The organism is Stutzerimonas sp. VN223-3 (assembly GCF_045999685.1).
GTDB lineage: Bacteria > Pseudomonadota > Gammaproteobacteria > Pseudomonadales > Pseudomonadaceae > Stutzerimonas > Stutzerimonas stutzeri_AR.
In genome coordinates this window covers 1,385,670-1,397,095 of sequence record NZ_RBEC01000002.1, presented here as the reverse complement: position 1 = coordinate 1,397,095, position 11,426 = coordinate 1,385,670, and the positions used below count along the sequence as shown (strand labels likewise).

13 protein-coding genes and 1 pseudogene are annotated in these 11,426 nt (G+C 60.1%); 12 read left to right on the top strand and 2 right to left on the bottom strand.

The window, feature by feature from the left end; genetic code table 11:
- Positions 1-19: 19 nt before the first annotated feature.
- The 6 genes from cra (at position 20) to D7241_RS15080 (ending at position 4,106) form a co-directional block, all read left to right on the top strand.
- Positions 20-1,021: a catabolite repressor/activator gene (cra, locus tag D7241_RS15105; protein WP_408102194.1), complete on the top strand. Its 1,002-nt coding sequence runs from the start codon at positions 20-22 to the stop codon at positions 1,019-1,021.
- A 70-nt stretch (positions 1,022-1,091) separates the two neighbouring features.
- Positions 1,092-1,397, top strand: coding sequence for a nucleotide pyrophosphohydrolase (locus D7241_RS15100; RefSeq protein ID WP_408102193.1), 306 nt, complete (start codon positions 1,092-1,094; stop codon positions 1,395-1,397).
- Positions 1,394-2,143: a methyltransferase domain-containing protein gene (locus D7241_RS15095; RefSeq protein WP_408102192.1), complete on the top strand. Its 750-nt coding sequence runs from the start codon at positions 1,394-1,396 to the stop codon at positions 2,141-2,143. The genes D7241_RS15100 and D7241_RS15095 overlap by 4 nt, the downstream gene beginning before the upstream one ends.
- 21 nt (positions 2,144-2,164) lie before the next feature.
- Positions 2,165-2,764 carry a DUF4136 domain-containing protein gene (locus tag D7241_RS15090; protein WP_408102191.1) on the top strand — a complete coding sequence of 200 codons (600 nt, stop codon included), beginning with the start codon at positions 2,165-2,167 and terminating at the stop codon, positions 2,762-2,764.
- A 32-nt stretch (positions 2,765-2,796) separates the two neighbouring features.
- A complete protein-coding gene (locus D7241_RS15085) occupies positions 2,797-3,357 on the top strand; it encodes a DUF4136 domain-containing protein (protein WP_255983268.1) in 561 nt (186 codons plus the stop codon).
- Positions 3,358-3,656: 299 nt separating this feature from the next.
- A complete protein-coding gene (locus D7241_RS15080) occupies positions 3,657-4,106 on the top strand; it encodes a DMT family transporter (RefSeq protein ID WP_408102190.1) in 450 nt (149 codons plus the stop codon).
- 19 nt (positions 4,107-4,125) lie between these two features.
- Here D7241_RS15080 and D7241_RS15075 read toward each other — a convergent pair whose 3' ends face one another.
- The gene (locus tag D7241_RS15075; RefSeq protein ID WP_408102189.1) at positions 4,126-5,061 is read right to left on the bottom strand and encodes an SdiA-regulated domain-containing protein; all 936 of its coding nucleotides are present in this window, start codon (positions 5,059-5,061) and stop codon (positions 4,126-4,128) included.
- 213 nt (positions 5,062-5,274) lie between these two features.
- On the opposite strand from D7241_RS15075, the gene D7241_RS15070 reads away from it, so the two are divergent.
- The 5 genes and pseudogenes from D7241_RS15070 to D7241_RS15050 form a co-directional block, all read left to right on the top strand.
- A complete protein-coding gene (locus D7241_RS15070; RefSeq protein ID WP_255983287.1) occupies positions 5,275-5,568 on the top strand; it encodes a hypothetical protein in 294 nt (97 codons plus the stop codon).
- 185 nt (positions 5,569-5,753) lie between these two features.
- Complete coding sequence (locus D7241_RS15065) at positions 5,754-7,133, top strand: MATE family efflux transporter (RefSeq protein ID WP_408102188.1); 1,380 nt, start codon at positions 5,754-5,756, stop codon at positions 7,131-7,133.
- A gap of 2 nt (positions 7,134-7,135) precedes the next feature.
- A complete protein-coding gene (locus D7241_RS15060; RefSeq protein WP_408102187.1) occupies positions 7,136-7,594 on the top strand; it encodes a DUF2214 family protein in 459 nt (152 codons plus the stop codon).
- 129 nt (positions 7,595-7,723) lie between these two features.
- On the top strand, positions 7,724-8,554 hold the full coding sequence (locus tag D7241_RS15055; protein WP_408102186.1) for an NYN domain-containing protein: 831 nt from the start codon (positions 7,724-7,726) through the stop codon (positions 8,552-8,554).
- 209 nt (positions 8,555-8,763) lie between these two features.
- A pseudogene (locus D7241_RS15050) lies at positions 8,764-9,132 on the top strand (hypothetical protein); the annotation flags it as partial.
- Positions 9,133-9,412: 280 nt separating this feature from the next.
- Here D7241_RS15050 and D7241_RS15045 read toward each other — a convergent pair.
- Positions 9,413-10,378: an integron integrase gene (locus D7241_RS15045; protein WP_408102185.1), complete on the bottom strand. Its 966-nt coding sequence runs from the start codon at positions 10,376-10,378 to the stop codon at positions 9,413-9,415.
- Between the two features lie 149 nt (positions 10,379-10,527).
- On the opposite strand from D7241_RS15045, the gene D7241_RS15040 reads away from it, so the two are divergent.
- A complete protein-coding gene (locus tag D7241_RS15040) occupies positions 10,528-11,121 on the top strand; it encodes a hypothetical protein (RefSeq protein WP_273265930.1) in 594 nt (197 codons plus the stop codon).
- Positions 11,122-11,426: the final 305 nt, after the last annotated feature.

The window sequence follows — 11,426 nt, the reverse complement described above, 5'->3', positions numbered from 1 at the left end:
TCAGCCCAGGATTCTGCAGTTGAAACTGACCGACATCGCCCGCCTCGCCAATGTCTCGGTGACCACCGCCAGCTACGTCCTCAACGGCCAGGCCGTACAGCGGCGGATAAGCCAGGCCACGGTGGATCGGGTAATGGCAGTGGCTGAGCAACAGGGTTTCCAACTCGATCAACAGGCTGCCGGTTTGCGGCGCGGACAGTCGCGCACCCTGGGTTTCATCGTTCCCGACCTGGAAAACCCCAGCTATGCCCGGCTGGCGAAATTGCTCGAACAACGCGCCCGCTTGCGCGGCTATCAGTTATTGATCGTCGGCTCCGATGACGAGCCGGAAACTGAACGCCAAGTCATCCAGGTGCTGCGCTCGCGGCGCTGCGATGCGCTGATCGTTGCCAGCTGCCTGCCGGCGGATGACGCCAGCTATCGCAAGATTCAGGCGAGCGGCACGCCGATCATCGCCCTCGACCGAGCGCTGGACCCGGAGCAGTTTTGCTCGGTCGTCAGCGACGACCGCGAAGCCGCCACGCAGCTGACCCACTCACTGCATTCACCAATCGACGCGCATATCGCGCTGATCAGCGCACGGCCCGGATTGCGCATCAGCCAGCAGCGCGAGCAAGGCTTTCGCCAAGCACTGGAAAAACACGCGGGCCAGATCAGCGTGAAGCAGGCCGAGCAGTTCAGCCGCGCCTGTGGCCGCGAGCAGATGCTAGCGCTGCTTGACCACGGCGAGTTGCCCGACGCACTGATCACCACCGCCTATGTTCTGCTCGAAGGCGTCTTCGATGCCCTGCGCGAGCGCGACCTGCTATGGCCGGCGCAGCTGCGGCTGGCCACCTTCGGTGACGCGCAGCTGCTGGATTTCCTGCCGATACCGGTCAACGCGATTTCCCAGCAGCATGAGCAGATCGCCGAATTGGCACTGAATCAGGCGATTCGCGCCATCGAGCAGAACGACTATCGCCCCGGTGTGCTCGCCATGGAGCGCGTGCTCAAGGTACGCCGGACCGCCGCGAACATTTGAACCGGTGCTGCCCCTTGCGAGCATCGGCGCGCTGACGGAAGCTAGCCGCCTTCCAACGAGTTGCCACCAGATGAACATCGAACAGATCACCCAACGCCTGCACGCCATCCGCGATCGCAACGATTGGCAGCGCTTTCACAGCCCGAAAAACCTCGCCATGGCCGCCAGCGTGGAAATGGCCGAGCTGGTGGAAATCTTCCAGTGGCTGACCGAGGACGAGTCGCGGCAACTGCCTGCCGACAAGCTTGAGCATGCCGGCCAGGAAGTCGGCGACATCCTTATGTACCTGCTGCTGATGTGCAGCGAACTGGGCATCGACATGGAACAGGCGCTGCTGGCCAAGCTGGCGGACAACGAGCGGCGGTTCACTCGATGACCGATCGCCATTTCGACGAGCTGGCGACGCGATTCGCCGAGAAGATCTACGGCGGCGCCAAGGGTGCGATCCGTCTTGCGGTGTTGCAGGCGGACCTCACAGAAGTGCTACCGCAACGCCCGCTGCGCGTGCTCGATATCGGTGCCGGTCTCGGGCACATGAGTCTCTGGCTCGCACAGCAAGGCCATCAAGTGACGCTCGCGGAGCCCGCCGAGCCGATGCTCGAAGGTGCTCGCGAGCGTTTTGCCGAAGCGGGCCAGAACGCCACCTTTATTCAGGCACCCTGGCAGGACGTGGAAAGCCATGTCGACGGCCGTTTCGATCTGATCATCTGCCATGCGGTGCTGGAATGGCTGGCCGAACCCGCCGCGATCCTGCCGGTGCTGCATCGCCTGGCCGCCGCCGATGGCTGGCTATCGCTGGCCTTCTACAACCGCGACGCGCTGATCTACCGCAACCTGCTCAAGGGGCACTTCAAGAAGCTGCGCAGCCAGAGCTTTGCCGGTGAACGTCAGAGCCTGACGCCGCAACAGCCACTCGACCCACGCGAGCTGGCCGCGCAACTCGCACCGCACTGGCAGGTCGAATCAACCAGTGGCGTGCGTGTATTCCATGATTACATGCCCGCCGATTTCCAGGCCCGCACCGAGCCTGCCGACCTGATCGAGATGGAACTGGCCTACCGCCGCCATCCCACCTTCGCCGGTCTCGGACGCTACCTGCACTGGTTGTGTCGGCCCCGCTGAGTGCCGGCCGGGAGGTATTTCATGTTTACCCGCGCTGCCCTGCCGCTGCTCTGCCTAAGTCTCGTGGCCTGCCAGAGCAATAATCCGTACACCAGCGAATCCGCGCCGATTCCGCCCGCGCCGCCCGTCGAGCAGATCCAGTCTCCGGTGTACCCTGCGGCACCGCGGGATTTTTCCAGTTATCAGAGCTGGAGCTGGCGCAATCCACCGCCTGGCACGGCCTCGCTCGCCGGGGAAGAACTTCAGGAAATGGTCGCCGGCGCCCTCGATCAGCGCGGCCTGCGGCCTGCGCCAGAGAATACCAAGGGCGACGTGCAGATCAGTGCTCGAGCCAACATGGAGACGCGTGTGCGGCAGACGTATGACGATTACGGCCCTCATATCGGGGCTGGTCATTACGGCGGTTACGGCAGCGGTTATGGCATTGGGACCAGTGCGCCGATAATGCGCACCTACGAAGAAGAGGTGGTCTCGGTGTACGTCGAGATGTATGACAGCAGCTCAGGCCAGGCCATCTGGAGCAACCGCGCCGAAGCCCGTAGCGGCAGCAATCAGGCCGAACGCAAGGATGCCGCGCGTCAAGCCGTGAATAACGCCCTTGCCGACTATCCACCGCGCTGAGCCTGCATGCCCCTATCGCGAGGAGAACCGAAATGTTCCGTTCATTACTGATGCTTCCCCTGTTGTTGCTGCTGGCCGCCTGCCAGAGCACTCAGGTGCAACGTGACTTCGATCCGCAGCGCGACTTCTCCGCCTACCGGACCTGGAGCTGGCAGGAGCCGGCGCTGCAGTACCGCCCGGATGATCCGCGGATCAAGAGCGACCTCACCGAGCAGCGCATCCGTAGCGCGGTCAGCGAACAGCTCGACCAGCGCGGTCTGCGCCAGGCTCAGTCCGGCAGCCAGCCGGATGTGCTGATACAGGCCTGGTTCATCGTCGACGAGCGCTCCCAGCAATATACGTCCACGTCGATGGGAGCCTGGGGCAGCCCGTGGCATGGTTTCTGGGGCGGGCCGATGATCACCGACACCCGCACCATTCACTACCAGGTCGGTACCCTGCAGGTAGATTTTTACGATGCCGAGGACGGCAAGCTGGTCTGGCGCGGCAGTGCTGAACAAGTCTTGCGCGACGATCCTGGCAGTCCTCAGGAGCGCGCCGGAATGTTCCGCGAGACCGTCGCCAAGGTGCTTGCGCAATATCCACCGCAGTAGACTGCAGTCCGTTCCGAACCCGGCCTGCTGCAGTGGCGGGCTTCGAACTGCCGACAAAGGGTAAACGCTTCGCCCCGAGGGCGGGATTTCTACACAAAGCTAGAGACCATGCCGAACCGTGGGAGGCGCGCTTCGTGGCGAATACTGGCGCAACAGCCCATTAATGATCCATGGGCTCGCCAAAAGGTGGAGCGTAGTAACGAAACACCTGCAAATTGCCCCGAGAGCTGGGGTTCATCATCGATCTCTGGCCTGCCGTCCTGGCAGGGTTGTCTTTGTAATCATCGGAGTAAATTCGCATGCCTGTCGTAGCCTGGTGGCTTCTCGTTCTGCCTTTGATTGCCGGGGCGTTTCTGCCGCTGCAGGCCGGAATCAACGGACAAGTGGCCAAACACCTGACCAGCGTCATGAGCGCGGCGATGCTTTCATTTGCCGTAGGCACCGTGGCGTTGATCTTTGTCGTTCTGGTCCAGCGCGATATGCCCTCGATTCAGGCACTGAAGGGTTTGCACTGGTACCACTGGTGCGCCGGCCTACTCGGCATGTTTTTCATCGCCACGGCGGCGTTCGCCGGCCCGCGCATTGGCGCGTTGCTGTTCATGGCGTTGGTGCTGGCTGGGCAGTTGGGGATGGCGCTGCTGCTCGATCACTTCGGCTGGGCGGGTTTTCGTCAGTCATCGATCAGCGTCGGCAAGGTTGCCGGGCTGGTGCTGATCTTCGGTGGCGTGTGGATGATCCGCCGCGGCTGAGCGCGGCGGTCGAAACAAGCTATTTGCGCTCGAACGCGTAAAACAGGTTGGGTTCGCTGACGAGGTATAGATCGCCCCGCGCATCGAAGGTCATGCCCTCGGCTTGCGGCACGCTGTTTTCGAGGCCGGCAAAGCCGCTCCACAGCGAACGGAAGCTGACCAGCCCGCCTTCGCTGTCGAGTTCCAACATCATCTTCGCTTCGTCGCTGAGCAGCACAAGATGGCCGGTTCGCTCGTCGAAGTGCACGGAGGCGAGGTCGGTAGCCATGTCCGTGTCCTCGATCCATGATTCGCGGTCGATGATCTTCAGGTCCAACTGGCCGTTCAGGCTGGCCTTGATGCCCTGGATTTCATAAAGCTTGCGCGGCGAATGCTCTTTCACCACGAACAACCGATCACCGGCGCGATCGTAGCCAACGCCTTCGAAACCGGCATTGTCTTCCTCGCCCAGCGCCAGCGAGACCGACGCATAGTCCTCGCGCTGCAACGTACCGGGACGATCCGGCACCGGCATGATTACCACCGACTGACTGCGTTCTTCGACAACCGCCAACAGGTTGTCGCCCAGGTAGGTGATGCCCTCGACATCGGTGAAACCCTGCAAGGGGTAACGCTCAAGAAAGTTGCCATCCTGATCCAGCGCGACCAGTAACTCTGGGTTGTTCACCACAGCCCAAAGATGATTGCGCCCATCATCGAAGGTCAGCCCGGACAAGTTATTGGAAATCGACGCCACCGGCTGCGCCTCGACGCGCACGTTGTACTCGGGGAGCCACAGGCTGCGTGCTTCCCAGCTGTTCTCGTACCAGGCGGATTTCAGCCCATAAAACACCCGTTCATCCAGATGAAATGTCGCAGCGGCGTAAAGCAAACCGGCGCCCAGCATACCCAGGGCCCAGGCTTTCGGGCGCGCGCTTGGCAACCACCGTGACTGCGCGTTGGTAAAAATCGGCATCGTCTTTTCTCGCTAGAGCATCGGCGGACAGCCTACTCGCAAAGGGTTGCAATTGCATGACGGCACACAACACAGGAGCCGATCAGCCTGTACTGACCTGCCGGCAAAACGCCGGTTCAATCCGGGCCGTGGGAACTGGCAGACGGATTGATAGCCCAATGCCCCAAGGAACGGCTGCGCTTGCAGCCCCGGATCGAACGGCAGGAGAAAGACATGCGGGTGGAAGGTTTTTTCGAATGGCTGGGCCAAGCGCTCGGCACGGTAATCCGCTACATCGTCGATGCACTCAGCGGCCTCTTCGGATTGTTCGCCGATGCCGGGGCGAACTTTCTGGAGGGCCTTTCGCGAACCTTGGGCATGGATCGTTCGCTGATCAGCCTGATCGCCCTGGCGATCGGCCTGATGTTTCTGGTGGCCGCCGCTCGCGCCTTCTTCCGACGCTCGATCATCGCCGGCGTGATTTACCTGTTTCTCGGACTTTGGCTGTTGAGCTGGTTGATTCATTGATGGAGAAAAGACTGCGAGCTCAGGCAAGCGGGGCGGACAATCAGATGTTTTGTTTGTAATGCCTTGATGACTTGATCGTTCGTCCGCCCCCCCCCTTTTCCTCGGCCGTTTCGCCCTTTGCAGCCCTCTCGCTAGTCGCTTTCGTCGCGCCAACGTATGATTTCCGGCTGTTTTGGAGCCTCTTCATGTCACGGCTGTTGACCGCCTGGCAGCACGCGCCCACCCATAAACGGGTCTGGGCATTGGCTGCACCGATGATTCTTTCCAACCTTTCCGTGCCGCTGGTGGCGCTGGTCGACAGCGCCGTGATTGGCCATTTGCCGCATGCGCATCAGTTGGCTTCGGTCGCGGTGGGCGGTAGCCTTTACACATTGCTGGTCTGGGTCATGGGCTTCCTGCGCATGGGCACCACCGGCTTCGCTGCCCAAGCGGCGGGGCGTGAGGACGGCGGCGCGCTGCGACAGGTGTTGTTGCAAGGCCTGCTGCTCGCACTCGGTTTCGCCTTGTTGCTGAGCCTGGTCGCGCTGCCGCTCAAAGAGTATGCGCTGCAGCTGATGCAGCCGTCCGCCGAGCTCGACAGCCTGACGCAGGACTACTTCCTTATTCGCCTGTTCGGCCTGCCCGCGGCACTGGCGAGTCTGGCGCTGATCGGCTGGTTTCTCGGCACCCAGAACGCTCGCGCGCCACTGGCGATCCTGCTCACCACCAACCTGATCAACGTCGCGCTCGACCTCTGGTTCGTCATCGGCCTGGACTGGGGCGTGGCCGGTGCCGCGCGCGCGTCGGTCATCGCCGAATGGAGCGGTGTGCTGGTCGGCCTGGCCCTGACCCGCGGCGCCCTGTTGCGCTATCGAGGTTGTCTGGACAGCAAGGCCATGCGCCACTGGGCGAGCTGGAAGCCGCTGATGTCGGTAAACCGCGACATTTTTCTGCGCTCGCTGGCCCTGCAACTGGTGTTTTTTCTGGTCACCGTACAGGGCACCCGCCTAGGCGATGCCACGGTTGCAGCCAACGCGCTGCTGCTCAACGGCTTGATGCTCACCGCCCATGCGCTCGACGGGCTGGCTCATGCAGTAGAAGCGCTCACTGGCCACGCCATCGGTGCGCAGAGCCGTATCGAGCTGCGTCGTATCCTGATCGTCGCCGGCGGCTGGTCACTGCTGGCGAGCATCGCCTTTGGCCTGTTCTTCCTGCTCGGCGGCGAGCTGTTCATCGGCCTGCAGACTGACATCCCTGCAGTGCGCGAAACGGCAATAACTTATTTGCCGTATCTGGCGGCGCTTCCGCTGGTAGCCGTCTGGAGTTACCTGCTCGATGGCCTTTTCATCGGTGCCACCCGTGCACGTGAAATGCGCAACGCGATGCTCCTGGCCGTTGCGATTTCGCTACCATTGGGCTGGCTGTTGCGGGGAATGGGCAATCACGGATTGTGGTTGGCCTTTCTCGCCTTCATGCTTCTGCGTGGCATTTGTTTGGGCAGCATCGCCCGACGCCTGCAACGCCAGCAACAATGGTTTACCTCGACTCATGCCGCACCCGCGGCCGCACCATCGAAAGGACACTGAACATGGCCTATGCCGTCGCCGCCTACCTACACTTCGTGGCGATCTTCCTGCTCTTCGCCCTACTGACCCTCGAACATCAGTTGTTCAGTCAGCCGCTGGACTTCAAGCGGGCACGCAGCCTGTTACGCGCCGACACTGCCTTCGGCATCGTCGCCGGCCTGGTGCTGGTCACAGGTGCGGCGCGCGCCATGCGCTACGGCAAGGGGTTCGACTACTACATCAATAACAGCTTCTTTCACGCCAAGATCGGGCTGTTCGTGGTCGTGGCCCTGCTGTCGATCTACCCCACCGTCACCTTCCTCAAGTGGCGCCCTGCATTGAAGGCCGGTCAGGTTCCAGCGATCAGCCCGACCACGACACGTTGGGTGAAGCTGATCATCCGCATCGAACTGCTCGCCTTATTGCTGATCCCGTTGCTGGCCGCCCTGATGGCTCGCGGCTTCGGAGTGATTCCTCAGTAACTGCACGAGACACCCACACTGCTTGGTTTGCGGCTTTGCCCAGTGCGTCGCACCCAAACGAGACATTGCCTATGGCCGGCGCCCCGTCACTGACGTTAAGGTCGACGAAACCCATTCAGGGACGACCCTATGGCCGCCAAGCCCAACAGCACCCGCCAACAGACCCACCTCGCCGTCCTCATCGACGCCGACAACGCGCCCGCAGCCATCGTCGAGGGCCTGTTTGAAGAAATCGCCAAGTACGGCGTCGCCAGCGTCAAACGCATCTACGGCGATTGGACCAAGCCCAACCTCGGCAGCTGGAAAAAAGTGCTGCTCGACTACTCAATCCAACCGATCCAGCAATTCGCCTACACCGCCGGAAAGAACGCCACCGACAGCTCGCTGATCATCGACGCCATGGACCTGCTGTACACCCGGCGCTTCGACGGCTTCTGCCTGGTATCCAGCGACAGCGACTTCACCCGCCTGGCCGCGCGCATCCGCGAAGAAGGCCTGACCGTCTATGGCTTTGGCGAACAGAAGACGCCCTCGCCCTTCGTCTCCGCCTGCGACAAGTTCATCTATACCGAAATCCTCCGTGCCGACGCGCCCAAGTCCTCGCAGGAGCCGCCGAACAACGGCGACAGATCACCCATGCCGGCACCAATCGAAAAGATCGAAGAGGAAGCCAAGGCCGCCGACAAGAGCACCCAGGTCAAATCGCAAAAGGTGCCCGTGGATTTCATCGCCAAGGTGCTCAGCGATATTGCCGACGATGAGGATGACTGGGTCCATCTGGGTGCGTTAGGCGCCAACATCGGCAAGCTCCGCCCTGCGTTCGACCCGCGTCTCTACGGGTTCAAGAAGCTAAGCGACTTGATCAAATCCCAACCCAAGCGCTTCGAACTGGAGTCACGCGGAACCACTTCAACTGGCGGAAAAGCGCTCTATGCGCGCAATCTCAAAACAACAAAATAACCCGGCATGCGCCGACACCCATGGCGCATCGACGTGATCGTCGCGCTGCCATTACCGCTCAATGCCACGGCAACACCCGAGCGAGACGAAGCGCGCTTTCGCGATCACATTTCGATGACGATTCAATCTTTTGCAATCAATCCCTGCGGGAAGAACCGAACCCTTACCCATCGAACCCTTCTAAGCAGGCATCGACTCAAGGAGGTTCTATGACCAAGCCACTGCTCATCGCCCTTGGCATTGCGCTCTGCGCGCAGCCTGCATTCGCCCAGACGCCGAAGCCCGAAGTGATCACGCACCTGAACGGCCTGGATGTCGAGGTCAGCGCCATGGGCGTGCCGACCGAAACGACCGAGGCCGGCGGCGAACTGGTGGGGATTCGGGCGGTAAAGGTCATGAACAAGACTGGCGAGACGGTGACCTGCGAGTTCCACGTGCCTGCCGAGGCACGGGCAGACACCTCCGCCCCGCCCGTATTCACCGTGACGCCAAACACTCAACGGGTCGAGCGGGTACCCGGTGACTACTCCCCTGACGAGCCGTTCGCTGAACTGACCTGCCGTGCTGCTAACCAAAGCATCGGCACGCCTACAGCGGCACCGTCCAGCGAGCCTTCCGCCGAGCCCGCTGCAGCCGAGCCGGAAGCATCGAATGCGACAGACAACGCGACGCGCTCTCGAGAAGCCGTAGATCGCGCGCGTTGATTTCTCCCTCACATACTCAGGTCAACATTCAGAATCGCTCGGGCTCAGTCGAGCCTGTGTCGATAGGCAACTCACCTGCCTGCCAATCGATAGCCGTATGGTTAACGTGTCATGGCACACCTTTCAGCACGGCATTACGCCTTCGCCCACGTAGTCACATCCGATCCAAAGGGCTCAGCACCGCCAAACCACCACGGTTGAGCACATGGGTATAAATCATCGTCGTTTTTACATCGGCGTGCCCCAACAGCTCCTGCACGGTGCGGATATCCTGCCCACTTTCCAACAGATGAGTCGCAAAGCTGTGCCGCAACGTATGAGGGGTCGCCAACTTGGCTATCCCGGATTCCTTCACAGCTCGCTTGAAGGCCCGCTGCACGCGCTTCTCGTCAAGATGATGTCGACGTACAGCTCCGCTGCGCGGATCGACAGAGGGACCCGGCGCGGGAAACAAGTACTGCCAGGCCCACTCCCATGGCGCCTTTGGATATTTACGCGCCAAAGCGTCGGGCAGATATACGTCTCCCCTGTTCTCGGCCAGTTCTTGGCGATGGATAAACTGCACGCGGGCCATATGCTGTTTAAGCGGCGCAACCAGACTTGCAGGCATGACGGTCACGCGATCTTTCTGGCCTTTGCCGTCCCGAACGATGATTTCGTTGCGAGCGAAATCGACATCCTTGACCCTCAGCCGAACCCCTTCCATAAGACGCAAACCCCCGCCGTACAGAAGCCGAGCTACAAGCCCGACCTCGCCGTTCAGCCGCCCTAATATCTGATGCACCTCTTCCATCGAGAGCACAACCGGTAACCGAGCTGGCTTTTTTGCACGCACCACCTCGCCTAGCCAAGGTAGATCCTGCTTGAGGACTTGCTTATAGAGAAACAGCAACGCGGCTAACGCCTGATTCTGCGTTGAAGCAGATACATCACGGCGAACCGCAAGATCAGAAAGAAAGGCTTCCACTTCCGGCGCGCCCATTTCGACCGGATGTCGATATTGGTGAAAGCGAACGTAGCGTTTAACCCACTCGCAATAGACACGTTCAGTTCTGATCGAGTAGTGTTTGAGCCTGATCTGCTCCCGCACCTGATCCAGCAATCGCGGCTTTCCATCCATGGTGTATAACTCCCTTATACATTCATCGTCACTCGGAAGCGCCCAGCCTAGACAAGGAGAGTTCCAATGACAAGGAATGTTATACACCAAGCCCGTTCGGCATTTTATGCACCATTTGGTGTCTAATTATAGTTAGGTGGCACTAGAAAATGACTCGCTGGCTTAGAACCGACGAAAAGCAAGAGTTCATTTCATCAGTCCGCATGGTTCATCAAATGCTGACCTCCGTCCGCGATGACCTTGAGTATTGGAAGTGGGTTGTGATCGCTCTGCATAACGCGATGCAAGGCGCGATGGTTATGTCTCTGCGAGCTGGAAATAATCTTAGGGTCATGCCAGATGCGCTGGCAGCAAAATGCCTAAAGGCACATGAGGCAGGTAAGCAATGGCCACCTGAGAGACTAGACCACTTCCCCAACCTTTATGAAAAGGTTAAAAACAATGAGATTATGAGCTTCTATGTTCACAGCCAAGCTCTCCCTCAAGACCCAGAGTTAGACAGAAGCATTGAAGTACTGCTAGAGCTCAGAAATCAATTTATTCACTTTACCCCGCAAGGTTGGTCTATCGAGCTTTCTGGCATGCCATCCATATGCACCAAAATATTGGAGGCAGCATTATTCTTATGTTGGAACTCAGGCAATGTAATTTGGCATAGCGCCGAACAATCTCAGCAAGCACGAGCCGAAGTAGATATAGCATTAGCACTATCTCTTGAGCTAAGCCAGGAGTATGCCACCTAACAATGCGCTCAACTATCGCTCACTTCGTTCGCTGGACGTCCAAAAGCTACGCTTTTGGCCGCCCGTTAGCTTATCGTTAGGCGCAAGAGCGAAATGGGTTGTTCAGCACCGAGTCAGGAAACACAATCGCCGCATCAGCGCGGTGTTCCTGAATCGAATGGTCGCCTGGTAGTAGAGGCCGTTATTTGTGGCCCGCAAAGGAGTTGCTTTCAGGAAATGCGCACATCACAAATAACTTCCGGGGCCAAAGCCGACACGCCGTGCGCACCGCCGGGCGAGCTCGGCGTTGGCAGCATGTCTTGCGT

Coding starts and splice junctions, on each gene's coding strand:
- D7241_RS15100 (WP_408102193.1), top strand. CDS start 1,092: ATGAACATCGAACAGATCACCCAACGCCTGCACGCCATCCGCGATCGC.
- D7241_RS15095 (WP_408102192.1), top strand. CDS start 1,394: ATGACCGATCGCCATTTCGACGAGCTGGCGACGCGATTCGCCGAGAAG.
- D7241_RS15090 (WP_408102191.1), top strand. CDS start 2,165: ATGTTTACCCGCGCTGCCCTGCCGCTGCTCTGCCTAAGTCTCGTGGCC.
- D7241_RS15085 (WP_255983268.1), top strand. CDS start 2,797: ATGTTCCGTTCATTACTGATGCTTCCCCTGTTGTTGCTGCTGGCCGCC.
- D7241_RS15080 (WP_408102190.1), top strand. CDS start 3,657: ATGCCTGTCGTAGCCTGGTGGCTTCTCGTTCTGCCTTTGATTGCCGGG.
- D7241_RS15075 (WP_408102189.1), bottom strand. CDS start 5,061: ATGCCGATTTTTACCAACGCGCAGTCACGGTGGTTGCCAAGCGCGCGC.
- D7241_RS15070 (WP_255983287.1), top strand. CDS start 5,275: ATGCGGGTGGAAGGTTTTTTCGAATGGCTGGGCCAAGCGCTCGGCACG.
- D7241_RS15065 (WP_408102188.1), top strand. CDS start 5,754: ATGTCACGGCTGTTGACCGCCTGGCAGCACGCGCCCACCCATAAACGG.
- D7241_RS15060 (WP_408102187.1), top strand. CDS start 7,136: ATGGCCTATGCCGTCGCCGCCTACCTACACTTCGTGGCGATCTTCCTG.
- D7241_RS15055 (WP_408102186.1), top strand. CDS start 7,724: ATGGCCGCCAAGCCCAACAGCACCCGCCAACAGACCCACCTCGCCGTC.
- D7241_RS15045 (WP_408102185.1), bottom strand. CDS start 10,378: ATGGATGGAAAGCCGCGATTGCTGGATCAGGTGCGGGAGCAGATCAGG.
- D7241_RS15040 (WP_273265930.1), top strand. CDS start 10,528: ATGACTCGCTGGCTTAGAACCGACGAAAAGCAAGAGTTCATTTCATCA.